14 protein-coding genes are annotated in these 18,022 nt (G+C 49.4%); 7 read left to right on the forward strand and 7 right to left on the reverse strand.

Going from position 1 to position 18,022, the window contains the following annotated elements:
- Window positions 1–54 precede the first annotated feature (54 nt).
- Genes L0Y31_RS11460 through radA form a run of 3 tightly spaced genes read right to left on the reverse strand, consistent with a single transcriptional unit; the run spans window position 55 to window position 3,307 of the window.
- On the reverse strand, window positions 55–903 hold the full coding sequence (locus L0Y31_RS11460; RefSeq protein WP_234733202.1) for a sugar phosphate isomerase/epimerase family protein: 849 nt from the start codon (window positions 901–903) through the stop codon (window positions 55–57).
- Between the two features lie 46 nt (window positions 904–949).
- Window positions 950–1,903 (reverse strand): tryptophan 2,3-dioxygenase family protein, encoded by a 954-nt coding sequence (locus tag L0Y31_RS11465; RefSeq protein WP_234733203.1) that lies wholly within the window; start codon window positions 1,901–1,903, stop codon window positions 950–952.
- Window positions 1,904–1,933: 30 nt separating this feature from the next.
- Complete coding sequence (gene radA / locus L0Y31_RS11470; protein WP_234733204.1) at window positions 1,934–3,307, reverse strand: DNA repair protein RadA; 1,374 nt, start codon at window positions 3,305–3,307, stop codon at window positions 1,934–1,936.
- 230 nt (window positions 3,308–3,537) lie between these two features.
- Between radA and L0Y31_RS11475 the strand changes: the two genes are divergently transcribed.
- Together L0Y31_RS11475 and L0Y31_RS11480 are read left to right on the forward strand one after the other, a co-directional pair.
- On the forward strand, window positions 3,538–4,242 hold the full coding sequence (locus L0Y31_RS11475; RefSeq protein ID WP_234733205.1) for a porin family protein: 705 nt from the start codon (window positions 3,538–3,540) through the stop codon (window positions 4,240–4,242).
- Window positions 4,243–4,369: 127 nt separating this feature from the next.
- Window positions 4,370–5,056, forward strand: a complete 687-nt coding sequence (locus L0Y31_RS11480; protein WP_234733206.1) for a porin family protein — start codon at window positions 4,370–4,372, stop codon at window positions 5,054–5,056.
- Window positions 5,057–5,207: 151 nt separating this feature from the next.
- Here L0Y31_RS11480 and L0Y31_RS11485 read toward each other — a convergent pair whose 3' ends face one another.
- Window positions 5,208–5,624, reverse strand: a complete 417-nt coding sequence (locus tag L0Y31_RS11485) for a LytR/AlgR family response regulator transcription factor (RefSeq protein ID WP_234733207.1) — start codon at window positions 5,622–5,624, stop codon at window positions 5,208–5,210.
- 243 nt (window positions 5,625–5,867) lie between these two features.
- The gene (locus L0Y31_RS11490; RefSeq protein WP_234733208.1) at window positions 5,868–6,299 is read right to left on the reverse strand and encodes a LytR/AlgR family response regulator transcription factor; all 432 of its coding nucleotides are present in this window, start codon (window positions 6,297–6,299) and stop codon (window positions 5,868–5,870) included.
- A 313-nt stretch (window positions 6,300–6,612) separates the two neighbouring features.
- Between L0Y31_RS11490 and pheS the strand changes: the two genes are divergently transcribed.
- The 5 genes from pheS (at window position 6,613) to clpB (ending at window position 13,543) form a co-directional block, all read left to right on the forward strand.
- Window positions 6,613–7,647 carry a phenylalanine--tRNA ligase subunit alpha gene (gene pheS, locus L0Y31_RS11495; protein ID WP_234733209.1) on the forward strand — a complete coding sequence of 345 codons (1,035 nt, stop codon included), beginning with the start codon at window positions 6,613–6,615 and terminating at the stop codon, window positions 7,645–7,647.
- Window positions 7,648–7,845: 198 nt separating this feature from the next.
- The gene (locus tag L0Y31_RS11500; RefSeq protein WP_234733210.1) at window positions 7,846–9,144 is read left to right on the forward strand and encodes an OmpA family protein; all 1,299 of its coding nucleotides are present in this window, start codon (window positions 7,846–7,848) and stop codon (window positions 9,142–9,144) included.
- An 87-nt stretch (window positions 9,145–9,231) separates the two neighbouring features.
- Window positions 9,232–10,149, forward strand: coding sequence for a tryptophan-rich sensory protein (locus L0Y31_RS11505; protein WP_234733211.1), 918 nt, complete (start codon window positions 9,232–9,234; stop codon window positions 10,147–10,149).
- A gap of 14 nt (window positions 10,150–10,163) precedes the next feature.
- Window positions 10,164–10,709, forward strand: coding sequence for a hypothetical protein (locus tag L0Y31_RS11510; RefSeq protein WP_234733212.1), 546 nt, complete (start codon window positions 10,164–10,166; stop codon window positions 10,707–10,709).
- 182 nt (window positions 10,710–10,891) lie between these two features.
- Window positions 10,892–13,543: an ATP-dependent chaperone ClpB gene (clpB, locus tag L0Y31_RS11515; protein WP_234733213.1), complete on the forward strand. Its 2,652-nt coding sequence runs from the start codon at window positions 10,892–10,894 to the stop codon at window positions 13,541–13,543.
- Window positions 13,544–13,639: 96 nt separating this feature from the next.
- On the opposite strand, the gene L0Y31_RS11520 is transcribed toward clpB, so the two are convergent.
- A complete protein-coding gene (locus L0Y31_RS11520; RefSeq protein WP_234733214.1) occupies window positions 13,640–17,086 on the reverse strand; it encodes a pyruvate carboxylase in 3,447 nt (1,148 codons plus the stop codon).
- Between the two features lie 193 nt (window positions 17,087–17,279).
- Window positions 17,280–17,993, reverse strand: a complete 714-nt coding sequence (locus L0Y31_RS11525) for a Nif3-like dinuclear metal center hexameric protein (RefSeq protein ID WP_234733215.1) — start codon at window positions 17,991–17,993, stop codon at window positions 17,280–17,282.
- Between the last annotated feature and the right edge of the window lie 29 nt (window positions 17,994–18,022).

Genomic DNA, 18,022 nt, shown 5'->3' on the forward strand with positions numbered 1-18,022 from the left:
GAATAAAAAGAGGCCATCCAATTGGATGGCCTCTTTTTAGTGCATAAGAAGCAACTATTTAGCTTTGATGCGCTCGTAGGCACTTCGAAAGTATTTCGCACTTTCGGCAATTTCCGGGCCGTTGTTTTCCCAATGATATTCGTATTCAGCGGAGATCGGGCCTTTAAATTTCTGGCGTTTCATTTCGGCAATGACAGCATCTACTTTGCTTTCGCCAGAACCCCAGATCACATCATGGTATTTCCCATCGGGCGTGTCTTTCTTCACATCTTTGAAGTGCATACCCAATACCCGACCTTCCAGTTTTTTCAGGCATTCAACCGGATCAAGACCCGAGCGAACCCAGTGGCCAATATCCGCGCACGCACCAACATACTTGCTATCGCCAGCGTATTTCAATACAGTATCGGGATGCCAGTAACGCGATGGTTTGGGGTGATTGTGGAGGGCAACGTTGATTTTATATTCGTTGGCCAACCGGATAAGGTACGTAAATTGTTGCGGATCAGGCTCGGTGTTGATGTTTGAAATTCCTAAATCCTTGGCAAATTCGAAAAGCGATCGCCATTCTGCTTCATCTTTGGCACGAACAACGCCGTAGGCACTGACGGTAATTCCTTTGTCCTTTAGAAGCTTCTTGACAGCCTGACGGGTCTGAGCATCCATTTTAAAGTCCATTTTGCCCGACACGCCTCCGCCGATTTCCTGACCGGGGAACGCTTCTACGTACTTAAGGCCGCAGCTATCGATTTTGCGCAGTGCCTCGGCAAAAGGAAACAAACGGAACGAGTAGGCTTGGGCGCCTAATTTCCAGCCTGCCTTGTCTTCGGGAGCTTTCTGGGCGGCCAGCGGTAGGATGCTGCCAACAAGCAAGCAGCCAAGCAATAGAATTTTTTTGTTCATTATTCGAGTAGGTTATGTGAGTACTAAAGCGATCCTGGCTTCTGAATTACCCGTGTAGGTCAATCATTTTCCCCCATTCCTGGCGCTCAGACTCGCTCCAGAGATTCGGGAAGAAAATGCGCTGTTGTTCGCGGGGCGGCAAATAACGTTGCCAGTTGGTGCCACCGGTTGCTTTGATGTCTTCGGGATCTTTATGCAGGTAACGTACGGCGGAGCGAATGTGCCGGAGTTTCCAGCGCACATTTACGATCTGATCGAATTGACGAAGCTGATCGATTAAGGCCTCCGTTACATCACCAGTGACCTGAAGCTTAAGAAAGCATTGCCAGAGATTCCGGTCGCGGTATTCATCGGCAAGGCGAATTAACCGCTCAGAATACTGGGCTTCAAATTGCTGAAGTGTCAGCGTTTTTTTCTGGGTAGCCAGCTCGGTAGCCCCGCGTTTCCAATAAATGTAAGCGTATAGGTCGGAAAAAGACGCCTCTGGATCAATGCCCGCCGGAACGTCAACCAACAACTGTGAAAAGTCAGTGGAGACGATTTCAATCTCCCGAAACTGCACCGATTGAAAACCACTTGAAGGCAGCAACGCCATTCGGAAATTCAGAAACTGTTCTTTCTCCATGCCTTCCACCATAATGGTAAAAGACTGTTCCAGAATGCTGAAGTACCGATTAACGCGCTCCATGCGGGCCGCAAAAAAATCGGCGGTGAGCGATTCATGCGCGGCGATCTGACGAATTTCGTGCAGGATGAGCTTGAAATACAGCTCGGTACTCTGGTGATACGTAATAAAAATTAACTCATCGGGATAAGCCGTGCGCGGGTTCTGGAGCGATAGCAACGTTTCCAGATGGATGTAATCCCAGTAAGTCAGGTAGTCTGCCTGGAGCAGTCCTTCCAGGTAAGAGCCAATATCCTGACCCATAACCGCGAACTTTTCGGAGAGCTGACGCAACTTATCCGCTATTTCAGGCGAGATGTCGGTTTGGTTAGTCATGATGCTGATGAGCGTAAATGGTCAGCAAAATTACATTAAAACACCCTGAAACACCTCGTCTAGCTTGGACACCGGCCGGATTTTGATGCCAAACGATTTCTGGTCAAGGCCTTTGACGTTGTATTTCGAGATGTAAATTTCCTTAAAACCGAGCTTTTCTGCCTCCGAAATGCGAGCATCAATGCGGTTAACGGCACGGACTTCACCGCCCAGACCTACCTCGGCGGCAAAAGCAACCGAGGATGGAATGGCAATATCCTCGTAGCTGGAAACAATGGCGGCGCAAACCGCCAGGTCAATAGCCGGGTCTTCCACCTTGAGGCCACCAGCCACGTTTAGAAACACATCCTGCTGGCCCAGCCGGAAGCCACCCCGTTTTTCGAGCACGGCCAAAAGCATCTGTAAGCGCTTGCTGTCGTAGCCCGTGCTGCTTCGTTGGGGCGTTCCATAATTCGCCACGCTCACCAGCGCCTGAATCTCAATCAGCAGAGGCCGGTTGCCTTCCATCATCGACCCAATGGCAATGCCGCTTAGAGCCTCCTCGCGCTGTGAGATCAGAATTTCTGACGGATTCGTTACCTGACGCAGGCCTGAATTGAGCATCTCGTAAATGCCCAGTTCGGAGGTGCTGCCAAAGCGGTTTTTTGTCGTGCGGAGAATGCGGTACGTAGTATGACGGTCGCCTTCAAAAGTAAGGACCGTATCGACCATGTGTTCCAGCACTTTCGGACCAGCCAGGGAGCCTTCTTTTGTAATGTGGCCAACGATAAAAACGGGAACTCCGCTTTCTTTAGCGTATTTCATCAGTTCGGCGGTACACTCCCGAACCTGCGAAACACTGCCCGCGCCCGACTCGACGAGCGAGGAATGCATCGTCTGAATTGAATCAATAATGAGCACTTCGGGCTCGAAATGCTCGACCGTGCGGAAAATGTTCTGGGTAGACGTTTCCGACATGATGTAGCAATCGCTGGTGGGAGTGGGCAGGCGCTCGGCACGCATCTTAATTTGCTGCTCACTTTCTTCGCCCGAAACATACAGGACACGCAAGCCGTTTAATCCCAACGCGATTTGCAGCAGCAGCGTGGATTTGCCAATACCGGGTTCTCCGCCAATCAGAACGAGGGAACCTGAAACGATACCACCACCCAGCACGCGATTGAGTTCGCCGTCGGGCGTTTCAACGCGGGTTTGCTCTTCGTAGTTGATGGCGTGAATGGCCTTGGGCTTATTGGCCGTTTTTACGGTTGTTGTCGTGCGCCAGTTGCCTTTGTCGGGTTCCTCTTTGGTAATCAGTTCCTCAACGAAGGTATTCCATTCGCCGCAGGAGGGGCAGCGTCCCAGCCATTTTGCCGCCTGATAGCCGCAAGCCTGGCAGAAGTATGAAGTTTTTGTTTTAGCCATTAAACCAATAGTAACAAGAAATATCCAAGCAGCGCAAAGTTTGAAAAAGGAGTAACCGCGTAGGGGTAAACCGGCAAATAAATGTCTTAGTCATGAATAAGCCAATTGCACGTTTATCCTGTAAGCAGCAGCTTGTCTAGCTTTACAATTTACGAAAAAAAGCTGGCTTTGCATAGCATAAAGTCGCTAGAAACCGTTAATCAGTCAACGTCAACCATCACCATTACAGCATGAAAAAAATCCTTCTTTCGTTCGCCGTGGCCGCTTTGTGTCCTGCGATCGCATTTGCCCAGTTGAATTCGTTTAGTTTCGGTATAAAAGGTGGGGTAAACCTGTCGAAGTTTAAAACAGGCGATTTTGTAACCACACGGCTGAACGCCAACGGAACGCCGCAGGTAGGTGTAGACGGAAAAGAACTTCGGGATAATATCCGGGAAAGCTTCGACAGTAAAACCGGTTGGGCCTACGGAATTTATACGCGCTTTGGCCGCAACCTGTATCTGCAACCCGAGCTGCTGGTCTCCTCCAAAAAAGGTTCTTTTGAGATTATTCGGGATGTTAACGGCCAGCAAACGACCGAAGTAGTGACCAGCCGGGTAACTAATTTCGATGTACCAATCCTGATTGGCTTGAAGGGTGGACCACTGCGCGTGGTGGCAGGCCCACTGATCTCGTTTCGCATCAATGATGACGATCGGCTACGGGATGCCCTGCGGCAGTACACCTCTGGATCAATTAATGACGCTTTTGCTAAGGCTAGTTATGGTTACCAGATTGGCGCAGGCCTGGATATTTTTCGGTTCGGCATTGACGTACGTCACGAAGGAAGCCTGACGAACGTGTCTGTCATTGACCTGGGTACCGATGCCAATCGCACCCAATTCAACCAGAAGCTGAAATCGTGGCAGGTCACACTGGCCTACCGAATTTTCTAGCCCTATCTTTTTCATACGGCCAATTACTCAGTTCAGCAAGAATTAGCTTCTGTTCATACAAAAAGGGATTAGCGCTTAGGTAGGTGTTCATTAACTTTCTGGAATAAACAACAAATCCAGTTCGGTAATGAAGCGTTTGCTAGTCTTGATCCTGTTGCTACCCGCGGTAGCCTCTGCGCAGTCGCGTGGAAAGTTTTTCACTTTTGGTCTGAAGGTTGGAGCCAACTTTTCGCAACTCAATACGCTGGAGGTCAAAACGCCCCGGCTGATGGAAAACGGCTTGCCTGTATTATCGGGTGGTCAAGTGGTTTATGACTTCTTCCAGAACAACCAGTCAAGGACAACCGGAATTGTTGGCGGCGCTTTTTTCCGCTTTGGCCGGACGCTCTATTTGCAGCCTGAAGTGTTGGTATCATCCAAGGGCGGATCGTTTGACTTGGTTAAAACCGGACTGGTCACGCAACAGGTAAATGTTAAATTTACGACAATCGATATTCCCGTCCTGGTTGGGCTGAAGCTAGGTCCGTTGAGGTTAAATGCAGGGCCAATGGCTTCGCTGACGGTAGCTGAAGACAAGCAATTGAAAGACGCCGTTAATCAGTATACCAACCAGCCGCTAAAGGAGACCGTCAAGCAGGCTGTTTTTGGGTACCAGGCAGGAGTAGGGGCCAGTTTATTAGGCCTGAACCTGGATCTGCGCTACGAAGGAAACCTGTCGGATTTGTCACAGGCGGGAATCAAAACCTCAACGTCAGATGAGCGTTTTACCACCAAAAGCAAGCTGTGGCAGCTCACCGTTGGATTTGGATTTTAACAAGTATTGGCAAGTACTAAAACAGCCGCCGCAAAATTCATTGCGGCGGCTGTTTTAGTATATCACAAAAAAACAAGCCGTTACCAGTTTCGGGCGAAACGACGTAACGGCTGTTTAGATCAACTAACCCTAGATAAGTATTAACTATTTATTAGTTAACCAGTGTCATTCGGAACGACTGTAACCGTTGGCCGATTTCTTTAGCCCGGCGGCGAGAGATGCTTACTTCCTGGCCATCCGTTAAACGAATCATGCGATCGGGAATAAGTGACTCAAATTGTACGTACCCTAAATTGACAATGGTTGATTTATGAATCCGGAGAAACATCAATTCATTAAGCGACGTTTCAAATGCTTTTAGTGTTTTAGATACCAGGTATCGTTTTTTGTCTCGCGTAAATAAGTACGTGTAGTTACCTTCTCCTTGTAAACTAACAATGTCATCAACAGACAGTAGAATCGTACGATTTAGGTAAGGTAATGCAATGCGATGGGCATTGCGCTGGTAGGCTTGCGGGAAAATAGGTTGAAGTGGTGATAACGATGAAGGCAGTACGGGAGATTCCATGTGTATTTGTGTTTTATGTGCGGAAATGATTAACACAAACTTACACGGAATGACTATACAGAACGTAAAAAGACCTGATCACCAGAAGTTGTTTTTCACAATTAATCAGCTGATAATCAGGTCATAATGTCTAGAAAGCGAATTCTTTTTCCGTAAATTTCCGCAACGGATTACGTATTTATACGTGCTCTCAACTAGGCGGGATTACTTCAAAAAAATGAGCTTTGGGCCGGCAACAAGCAATTAACGGGTTGTAGCAGGCAAGAAATTGCGGATGCGATCAATAAAGGTCTGAGCACGACGGCGAGAAATTTTTACTTGCTGGCCATCGGTTAATTCTAATTCTCCTTCTTTTTTCACATAAAACCGACGGACGTAGCCCAGGTTAACGATGCAAGATTTGTGAACCCGAACAAAAGCTTGGCCGTCCAGTAATTCTTCGTATTCTTTCAAGGTACGTGATACAAGCATACGGGTGCCGTCTTTCAGAAAGAAATTCGTGTAGTTACCTGAACCCTCCAGACGAACAATTTCTTCAATGGTTACCGTCCGCTTCCGATCGTAAAAAGGAATGAGCAGTTTTTGAAGTGAGGAAGTTGCGGGCTTTTTTTCCACACTTTTGGGGAAATTCGTAGACACTTGGTCAAGAAGATTGTCTCGCAGGATTGTTTCCATAGTAAATCGAGTAAGCAGTTAGAAAGTTGGCAACGCTCGGTTGTGGGTGACACTCAATAGATTAAACTAAGCCATTCAATAAATAATTGGTGTGGCCCACTGGTTTGGATTACCCAATAACCGTACCGTTTACACATTCACATCTGATAAATCATCGTTTAGACAAATTGCCTTTCCTTTTTGGAATTGGGGAAAGAACCACCAAACCACTTTTGATTTACTATCTTTGCGTAGAATAATCGAGCAGCCTTTAAAGGGAACGCCATCCTCAAATGGTGGAAGCGCTCCAGCCGCGTTTAATATTTGTTGACTTATGCTTGAAAGAGTTAAGGAAATTTACCAGGAAATAGAACATTTCGATGTTCAGACAAAAGAACAACTAGAGCAGTTTCGGCTTCGGTTTGTTGCCAAAAAAGGCGTGGTTGCGGAGCTGTTTGACAGCCTGAAGCAAGTACCGCAGGAAGATCGGCGGGCTGTTGGCCAGGAGCTGAATAGCCTCAAGGATTTGGCGCAGCAGCGATTCACCGATTATAAGGCAACGCTGGAAAATAGCCAGGAAGAAACCGCATCAGCGGTTGATCTGAGCCTGCCCGTTGTCCCCAATCAAACGGGAGCCATTCATCCCTTGTCGCTGGTTCGGCAGCAGATTATTCATATTTTCGAGCGGATTGGGTTTAGCGTTGCCGATGGCCCGGAAATCGAAACCGACTGGTATAATTTCGGGGCGTTGAACTTTGCGGACAACCACCCCGCCCGCGACATGCAGGATACTTTCTTTGTCGAGAAAAAAAGCGAGGGCTCTGCGGCGGATGTGCTACTCCGAACGCATACGTCAAACGTGCAGATTCGGTTGATGGAACGGCAGAAACCGCCCGTGCGCGCCATTATGCCGGGGCGAGTGTACCGGAACGAAGCGATTTCTGCCCGCGCCCATTGCCTGTTCCACCAGGTGGAAGGTCTCTACGTGGATCGCAATGTCGGGTTCAAGGACTTAAAAGACACGCTGTATCATTTCGTAAAAGAATTGTTTGGCAAAGACACGCAGATTCGTTTCCGTCCTTCGTTCTTTCCGTTTACGGAGCCAAGTGCCGAAATCGACATATCTTGCCTGATTTGCAAAGGCAAAGGCTGTAATGTCTGTAAGTACACCGGATGGGTTGAGATTGCCGGATCGGGCATGGTTGATCCAAACGTATTAACGAATTGTGGCATCGATGCCGAAGAATATACGGGCTTCGCCTTCGGAATGGGAATCGAGCGGATCGCCATGCTTAAATACCAGATTCGCGACTTGCGGCTGTTTACAGAAAATGACGTGCGTTTTCTCCGGCAGTTTGAAGGCGCTTGAGCGTACGGAACAAAGATCTATTCGGATAAAAGCACTCTTTTTCTGTTATATTCCCTTGAATTTTCCCCGCCGGACAAACGTCCGGCTTTTTTTGTAGATAAAAGGTGTATAATTTTAACCGCTGTATGGCAGTCGTCAGTTTCAGGTGTGAGCGGATGAGGTCTTTGGTTGATGTTATATTGAAATATTATAATTTTTATGAATTTAATAGCCGTACTGAAAGAGAGCTTAACTGATAGTGTTGTTTCGAGAGCGGCTTATTACGTAGACGAGAAACCAGAGAAGACAAAGGTTGCTCTGGAAGGGCTTGTTTATACGGTGGTCGCGGGCTTAATGAAGCGAACAACAACCGAAATAGGAGTAGGGCAACTTTTCAATGCCATTCAGAAAGGCAAAGCGGATGCTTCGCTTGTGAGTTCGTTTTCGGCCATTCTGAACGATCCTGAGCAAACAAGGCGGCTGGCTGACGAAGGTAACTACAGCATCAGTCACCTGTTGCCAGCCATGAAAAGTTCAATTGGCACAATGATCAGTAGCTATGCCAACATCCGTAATTCGGCGGCTATTACGCTGCTGGGTTTAGTGACGCCGCTGGCTTTGGGCATTTTGCACCAGACTGTACAGGAAAAGAAGTTAGATGCCGATAGCTTAGCCCTGCTGCTGGCTGATCAACGGGATCACCTGATTGAAAATACACCCGAACGCTTGCTGGAAAAAATGGCCGAAGGGTTGGGAATTAATCAATTACTGGCTGTTGGCGTCGTTCCTGCCAAGCGCAACGCGGCTCTCGAACGTCCCCAACGTGTTGGCCAGGAGCGCCCCCGCTTCGTGCCTGAGCCAGAAGAAGATAACAACGGATCGTTGGCTAAGTGGGGCGTTGGTGCTCTGGTATTGGCCGCTTTGGTAGGAGGAGGCTATTATATCTGGAATAACACGCAAAGCTATTCCGATGCCAATCAGGAAGAAACGGCGATCTCAACGGAATTTACCGACACAACCAGCGGAGTAGCCCCAACAAATCTCCGGGACTCGTTAGCAGGCGTGCGGCCAAATAGCTCTTCACTGGCTACTCCGACCACAACCACCGTAACCAATGGAACGGCAACGGCTGAGTTAGCGGCTTACCTGGCTAATCCACAGGCTCCTGCGGGTCGGACATTCAAGCAGCCTGCCCTGTTGTTCGAGCCCGGTACCTCCATTCCGAGCGCAGAATTACAACCTACCGTTAATGAGTTGGTCAACCTGATGAAGGCAAATCCAACGATGCAGATTCAGTTGATTGGTTACGCGAACGATGCACGTTTGCCAACAACCAACAAGTTTTTATCCGGTAAGCGAGCCAATATTGTTAAGCAACAAATGGTGCAGGCAGGGATTAACTTTGTTCGTATTGATGCCGTTGGCTATGGAACGGGTGTACGAATCAAACCGGGCGATAGCCTGGCCGCCAAAAAGCCGACTCGCCGCGAGATTATGGTGAAAATAGTAAGTAAGTGATTTAAGCCTAAATTTAAAACAACCCCGACTCCTGTTGGTTTTTTCAAGATAGAATGGCGCGTGTCATTCGGCCAGTCTGTAAGCATCATGAAAAAACCATCAGTGTGGCGGATCGCTACGGCAGTTTTTGTCATTGGCAGCATTGTTTATACCAGCCGCTCGGGCCAGCGGTCGGCTAAAAAACGGAAAGAAGAGGCTGAATTTAAAAAAGCATTGCCCGAATACGGAGAAGTATTCGAGCAAAATTTGATCATTCCGGCTGGCTGGACATTTGGCGCCGTTTGGTCAACCATCTACACGGGCACTGCCGCCCTGAGCATTCACCAGGCTTTGCCTGATCAGGTCGATAATCCACGCTACCGGAAGGCCATGCCCTGGCTGGCTGCTAGTTACGTTTTTAATACACTCTTCGGTTATTTCTTCTCTGATCCCCGCAAGGAAAGCCGGTTTGGGGCTGACTTGGTCACCAAGCTGAATCTTCCCATTGGACTTGCGCTGCACCAAAGCCTGGAAATTGGCAAGACCGAGGTAGAATCTCCCGAAAAATACCTGCGTATTCCGGTTAGTTTGTACGCTGGCTGGCTAACGGCCGCGTCAGTGGTGGGGACGCCTAACGTGCTCCTGGACTTGGGCGTCTGGCGGCCAGATGCGCGCCGGGATGTTCCATTATCCATCGGGATTCTGGGGGCAACCGGCGGGGCTGGGTACTTTATTGCCCGTCAGCTAAACGATCCTTACTACATGCTGCCTTTTGTGGCTGGTTTTGCGGGAATTGCCAGTCGGCAGTATGGAAAACGCGATGCGGTTGCTATCGCCGCTGGCGGGCTAGCGTTGGCTTATGTGGCTATACTCGCCAAATGGCTCCCCAGGAAAAATTTCCGGCCGCTATCTCCCCCCGCAGACGCGCCCGCTAAGGTTATTGAAATAGAGCCATTTGTCGAAGCCCACGAAAACGAGATCCAGCGTGAGCGCATGAAAGAAATAAATCCTACCTTGGGTATGTAAGCCTTGATAAAGCAATGAAACTGATGTTATTCGCCTGCCTGATTGCGCTGATAGCAGGCGCTTGTGCGACCAGCACCTACACGCCGCAGAGCCCGCCGTCGGATCCAACGGAATATTACCAACCGGGTGGAATTAGTTTGATTACGGGAAAGCGTTTGTTTCCTGATCCGACAAATGGCCTTGGAAAAGCCAATGATCCGAGCATTCGGGTAACGGATATTCAGTTAACCAACAGCTACACCGTTTTGTCCATGACGTTTGGCTCTCAGGAACGATACGAGGGTTCGAGTGAGATTTCGATTCAGCCAGAAGTGCATCTGATTACGCGGGACGGACAACGAAAATACAACTTTATCAAAGCGGAGGGAATCCCGGTAGCGCCCAATCGCTTAACGGTTGACGCGGGCGACCAAACCGTGTTTCGGCTTTATTTCGAGCGGCTTGATAAAGGCGTAGAACTGTTTGGTATGTATGAATGCGAAGACAGCGAAGGGTCAACTTGCTGGAATATAGTAGGCATGACAATCCAGAACCCAGCAGACTCCGTATCGGTCAAATAAGAAGAGGTTAAAGTCGTTCCTTCAATATAAAATCAAGACAAAACTCTGCTATTTTGTCTTAAAAAATCATTGTAAATGCCGTTTTTTCTGTCAGAAAGGCCGAAATTCGTTCTTGGCTTAGCCTTTGTTAGATAAGTAGCATCAGTGAAGAAAGTGCTTAACGACTAAAGAAAGCCACAGCCATGAACTTTAATAATTATACAATCAAAGCGCAGGAAGTAATTCAACATGCCGCTCAGATTGCGCAGGGAAATCAACAGCAAACTGTAGAAACCGGTCACGTTTTGAAAGCCATTCTGGACGAAGACTCGAATACAATTGGCTACCTGACGAAAAAAACCGGGGTTGCAACCAGCCGTTTAACCCTCGCGCTGGATGCTATCGTAAATACGTATCCCAAAGTATCTGTTGATGCGGGAACGGGGGCTACTCCCAACATCTATTTAGGCAATGATTTGAACGCCGCTTTGCAACGGGCTACGGCCATGTCCAAAGAATTTGGCGATGACTATATAAGCGTAGAGCTGATTCTCGCAGGTCTGGCGGGTGGAAAAGATTCCATTGCGAGCCTGTTGAAAGACGTTGGTTTTAACGAGAAATTACTTAAAGAAGCAATTAAGGAATTGAGAGGAAACAACAATTCGGTAAAAGATCAAAATGCTGAAGCTAAATACCGTTCGCTGGAGCGGTATAGCAAAAACCTGAACGAACTGGCCCAAAAAGGGAAAATCGATCCCGTGATTGGCCGCGATGAGGAAATCCGGCGCGTACTGCAAATTCTAAGTCGTCGGACAAAGAACAACCCCATGTTGATCGGTGAGCCCGGTGTGGGTAAAACCGCCATCGTGGAGGGCCTGGCGCAGCGAATTGTGCAGGGCGACGTTCCCGAAAACCTGAAATCGAAAACCATTGTGTCGCTGGACATGGGTTTATTGGTGGCGGGTGCCAAATACAAAGGTGAGTTTGAAGAGCGATTGAAAGCGGTTATCAAAGAAGTGACGGATGCCGAAGGAGAGATTATTCTCTTTATCGACGAGATTCACACCTTGATTGGCGCTGGTGCTGGCGGGGGAGAAGGGGCAATGGATGCCGCTAACCTGTTGAAACCGGCCCTGGCTCGCGGTGAATTACACGCCATCGGTGCCACTACGCTGAAAGAATACCAGAAATACATTGAAAAAGATAAGGCGCTCGAACGGCGGTTCCAAACCGTGCTGGTCGATGAGCCAAACGTAACGGATGCCATTTCGATTCTGCGCGGGATCAAAGACAAATACGAATTGCACCACGGTGTTCGGATCAAAGACGATGCCGTTATTGCTGCCGTCGAGTTATCCAACCGGTATATATCCGATCGTTTTCTGCCCGATAAAGCCATTGACCTCATGGACGAAGCCGCCGCCAAGATGCGTCTTGAAATCGACTCCGTGCCGGAAGAACTGGATGAGCTGAATCGCCGGATTATGCAATTGGAGATCGAACGCGAAGCCATCCGCCGGGAAAGCGACCGCGATAAAGAAAGCTCCCTGAACCGGCAAATCGCCGAATTGAATGAAGTAAGGAGCAGTCTGAAGGCGCGTTGGGAAACTGAAAAAGAATCGGTGAACGAAATTCGGACGCTGAAAGAGCAACTGGATCAACTGCGCATCGAAGCCGATCAGGCCGAGCGTTCGGGCGATTATGGCAAGGTTGCCGAAATTCGGTATGGCCGTCTGCCCGAAGCGCAAAACCGACTCGAAAGCCTGACCGCCAAGGATGAGGATAGCACGAACTTACTGAAAGAAGAAGTAACGGCTGACGATATTGCCGAAGTGGTGGCGAAATGGACAGGCATTCCGGTAAGCCGGATGATGCAATCGGAGCGCGACAAATTACTGCACCTGGAAGATGAGCTGGCACGTCGGGTAGCTGGGCAGGAGGAAGCCATTCAGGTAGTGGCCGACGCCGTTCGCCGGAGCCGCGCCGGAATGCAGGATCCGAAGCGTCCGATTGGTTCGTTTATTTTCCTGGGTACCACCGGCGTCGGGAAAACCGAATTAGCCAAAACGCTCGCTGAATACCTCTTCAATGATGAGAACGCGCTGGTGCGGATCGATATGTCGGAGTTTCAGGAGCGGCACGCCGTAAGCCGTCTAATCGGAGCGCCTCCGGGTTATGTTGGGTACGACGAAGGTGGCCAGTTGACGGAAGCCGTGCGCCGGAAGCCTTATTCGGTTATTTTGCTGGACGAGATCGAAAAAGCGCACCCCGATGTATTCAACATTCTTTTGCAAGTCCTGGACGACGGACGCCTGACCGATAACAAAGGCCGCGTTGCCAACTTCAAGAACACGATTATCATCATGACCTCGAATATTGGTAGCCACATCATTCGGGAGCGTTTTGCGACCATTGATGAGTGGAACCGGGAAAATGTGATCGATAGCACCAAAGATGAGGTATTTGAAATGCTGAAACAGACCGTGCGTCCTGAGTTCCTGAACCGGATTGACGAAATCGTGATGTTCCAGCCGCTGACACCGCGCGAAACTCGCAAGATCGTTGGTATTCAGTTCAAACATATCCAGCAACGTCTGGAAGAACAGGGGATTATGCTCGAAACGGACGATGAAGTACTGGACAAATTGGCCTCCGAAGGCTTTGATCCGCAGTTTGGTGCTCGTCCGCTGAAGCGCGTTCTGCAACGCCGTATCCTGAATGCCTTATCTAAAGAGATTCTGGCGGGCCGGATTCAGAAAAATGCGGTTGTGGGCATGATGCTGAACGAAAACGAAGACGGTCAGGATGAAATCATCTTCTACAACCTGGATAAAGTAGTACCAGAACTTGACTAACAAAAAAGCCAACGAGCAATCGTTGGCTTTTTTGCACTCTATGTTTACGGCGTGACCAATGCTGCTCAATACGGCACGGTCACGCCGTTTTTGCGTTTAGGCTAATTCAATCACCCAGTCGTCCTGCTCAACGACTGCGCCTTCTTTCAAGATAACCTGCTTGACCGTGCCTGCTTTCGGAGCCGCCACGATGCTTTCCATTTTCATGGCTTCGATGACAAACAAAGGCTGGTTTTTCTTGACTACATCTTCTGGGTTAACCAGAATCTTGGTCAGGCGGCCTTGAAGCGGTGCACCCACATCGCCGTCTTTGCTTACTTTCTGATTCTGCGGACGATCTACTTTTTGCGATTTGTCACGAACCTGCACCTGGCGGCTTTGCCCGTTCAGTTCAAAGGTCACGGTACGCAGCGCCTGGTCGTTTGGCTCCGAGACGAAAAGCAGCCGAACCAGAATATTTTTCCCTTCGTCGATGGGAATCAGGATTTCTTCGTCCTGTTTCAATCCGTAGAAAAACGCGGGAGTTGGAATGATGCTGACGTCGCCGTGTTGTTCCATCGCCCGGTAGTACTCTTCGTACACTTTCGGGTACATCTGGTACGAGAGGTAATCGTTGAAGCCGGAATTAAGCGGAAATTTCTCGCTAAACTTCTTGAAATCCTCGTCAAAATTGATGGGTTTCAGGTGCTCGTTCGGACGGCCTTCAATGGGTGATTCACCTTTCAGAACAACTTCCTGTAACTCCTCGGGGAAGCCACCGTAAGGCTGGCCCAGCTCACCTTTGAAAAAGCCTTTTACCGATTCTGGAAACGACAAAGATTGGCCTTTTGTCAGAATATCGTCGGCTGTTAGGTTATTCGAGGTCATGAAAAGCGCCATGTCGCCAACCACTTTGGACGAAGGCGTGACTTTTACAATGTCCCCAAATAATTTGTTAACCGTAACGTAATTCTTTTTCAGCGTCTCGAATTTATCCCCCAAACCAAGGGCAATGGCCTGCGGTCTCAGGTTGGAATATTGACCACCGGGAATTTCATTCTCGTAAACTTCGGCACTACCCGCTTTCATGCCCGACTCGAACGGATAATACCATTCTCGAACATCTTCCCAATAATTGGAGTAGGCGTTCAGGGAGGGCAGGTTAATTTTGCTTTCGCGTTCGTGGCCTTGCAGCATGGCCACCACCGAGTTGAAATTTGGCTGGGAGGTTAAACCAGACAGAGCACCCAACGAACAATCGATTACGTCAATGCCCGCGTCAACGGCTTTCAGGTACGTTGCCGCCTGAATGCCCGCCGTGTCGTGCGTATGCAGGTGAATGGGAATGCTAACCGCCTGTTTCAACTCGCGGACCAGAACCTCGGCGGCGAGTGGTTTTAGCAAACCAGCCATGTCTTTGATTGCCAGCATGTGTGCGCCTTCGTCTTCCAGTTGGCGGGCCATATCCAGGTAATACTGCAAAGTATATTTGTCCTGACCGGGGGCCAGCATATCGCCGCTGTAACAGATTGCCGCTTCGGCAATACCGTTGGTGCGCTCACGAACGGCCCGGATACTGACCTTCATGGCTTCTACCCAGTTCAAAGAATCAAAGATGCGGAAGACATCGATGCCGCTCTCCCAGGATTTCTCGACGAATTTCTCAATCAGATTATCTGGATAAGCCGAGTACCCAACCGCATTTGAACCACGGAACAGCATTTGTAACAGCATGTTCGGCATGGCTTCGCGGAAGGCTTGCAAACGCTCCCACGGATTTTCGTAGAGAAAGCGCATGGCTACGTCGAACGTCGCGCCGCCCCAAACTTCCATCGAGAACAGTTCCGGGTGGTTTTTGGCAAACCCTTCGGCCACTTTCAGCATGTCCTGGGTTCGAACCCGCGTGGCAAGCAGCGATTGGTGGCCATCGCGGAACGTTGTATCCGTATATAAAATCCCTTTCTGATCGCGTACCCAATCGATGAATTTGTCGCGGCCCAGCTCGTTCAGTAAATCTTTACTGCCTTTTGGGTAGGGCGCGTAGCGGTCAAAATGAGGGACAACCGGTGTCCGGAAAACCTTGTTTTGTTTGACTTTTACTTCGGGATTGCCGTTAACGATCACGTCGGCCAGGTAATTCAGCGCCCGGGTCGAGCGATCTTGCGGTTTGCGCAGATCGAAGAGTTCCGGGTGATTTTCAATGAACGACACCCGCGCCTCGCCCCGTTGGAAAATCGGGTGGGCAATCACGTTCAGCAGAAACGGAATGTTGGTTTTAACCCCCCGAATCCGGAATTCGACCAAAGCCCGCAGGAGCCGCTGGGTAGCGCCTTTCAAAGTCCGGCCCCGCGATGATACTTTGACAATCATCGAGTCGAAATAAGGCGAGATTTTGACGCCCGGGTAAGAGCTGCCTTCATCGAGCCGAATGCCAAAACCGGCAGCGTTACGGTAGGCGATAATGGTGCCAAAATCAGGTTTGAACCCGTTGGCAGGGTCTTCCGTGGTGATGCGGCACTGGATAGCGTACCCGTTGAGTGGAATCTCATCCTGATGGTTGATATAAATGCCGTTGTCTGACAATTTATACCCCATAGCAACCAGAATCTGGGTGCGAACCAGGTCAATACCAGTTACTTCTTCCGTAATGGTGTGTTCGACCTGAATCCGTGGATTTACCTCAATAAAGTAGATATTTTCGTGCTTATCGACTAGAAACTCAACCGTACCGGCGTTGGAGTAGCCCGCTTGGGTTCCAATCTTCAGCGCATATTCGTAAAGCTTGTTTTTGGTTTCCTGCCGCAGGCCAAACGAAGGCGCCACTTCGACGACTTTCTGAAACCGGCGCTGAACGGAGCAATCCCGTTCATACAGGTGAACAATGTTGCCGTGCGTATCGCCCAAGAGCTGAACTTCAATGTGTTTGGGGTCAACAATGAATTTTTCGAGGAAGATGGTATCGTCGCCAAACGCGTTTTTGGCTTCGTTTTTGGCTTCGTTAAAGGCTTTTTCAAACTCTTCTTCGGCGCGAACCACGCGCATGCCGCGTCCGCCGCCACCCGATGCGGCTTTCACCATGACGGGGAAACCAATTCGCTTGGCTTCCGACAGGGCAAACTCAACGCTGACCAGTTCCTCACGGCTGTCGGGAATCATGGGTACATTCGCCTTAGTCGCCAGGTTCTTGGCGCGAACCTTGTCTCCCAGCGCTTCCATGGCTTCCGGAGACGGACCAACGAAAATGATGCCTTCTTCCCGGCACCGACGAGCTAGCGTTACATTTTCGGACAAAAAGCCGTAACCCGGGTGGATGGCGTCTACCTTTTTGTGCTTGGCCAGCAGAATAATGCCTTCTACGTCCAGATAGGGTTTAAGCGGATCGTCGTCCCGGCCAATTTGGTAGGCTTCATCGGCTTTATAACGGTGGAGCGAATAGCGGTCTTCGTAGGTGTAGACGGCAACAGTAGTGATTCCTAACTCGGTGGCTGCCCGCATGATGCGGATGGCAATCTCACCTCGGTTAGCAACGAGAAGTCGGTGAATAGGACGAATGTATTCTTTCATAGTTCCCAAAAAAAGCAGGCTGGGGGTACGAAATTGTTAAATAGAGTGGCAAGTTTGTTGAAAAGTTTGAAAAATACGCTATTTTCCAAAGGTTCGTTGGAAAAGAATGCTTTTTCGTGGAATATTACAGAAACAAAATCAGCAAACTCAATCATCGCTGAACAAGATAGAGCATTGAGGCAGGATAAAAAAATCAGGCTTTGAATTGTACCTCAAGGGTCGGCCATTTGCTTTCCACCAATTGTACTAGTGCACGCAAGCCCCATTCTTCGCTACGCTGATGCCCAATTGAAATAACGGAAATGCCCGTTTCCTGAACCGCTTTGCTGGCTGGCTGGCGGTACTGCCCCGTAATGTACAAACCAACTCCGCGATTGGCGGCTTCCCGGACCAGCGCGTCATTCATCGCACCCACAACCGCAACCCGCTCCGGCACCAATTGATGATTGCCTGTAACTGCTTCGTAGCCTCCGAACACATCCAGCATCGAAGCCAGCCAGGAATCGACCGACTGTACAGGAACGGCTCCCAACATCCCAATGGGCCGGGCTTGTAAATCAGGCGCTTGCTTGTAGCCAATGGGTTCCAAGCTTGTCAGGTTCATGGCTTCTGCCAGGTAGGAATTATACCCCAGCGTCAGGTGCTCATCAAAAGGTAAATGATGGTAAAAAATACCAAGTTGGGGAGGAAGCGATGTTAAATCCAGTTGCCAGGGCCGGTGAATCCAAAGGGCATCCAGTTGATGGGCGCTGATCCAGTCATTGATGCCCGGAAAAGGTTCCAGCAAAAAACCGAGCCGATGAATAGGCTGATCAGATGCCCGGTAGAGGCCACCTTGCTCATCGGGTGGGTAGTTCTGGACATTAAATAATTCATCAAGGTACCGGAGAAAGTCAGCAGGAAGCATAGCAGTCGGCTTTATAATAACCAAAGCCG

Source organism: Tellurirhabdus bombi (assembly GCF_021484805.1).
Taxonomy (GTDB): Bacteria; Bacteroidota; Bacteroidia; order Cytophagales; family Spirosomataceae; genus Tellurirhabdus; species Tellurirhabdus bombi.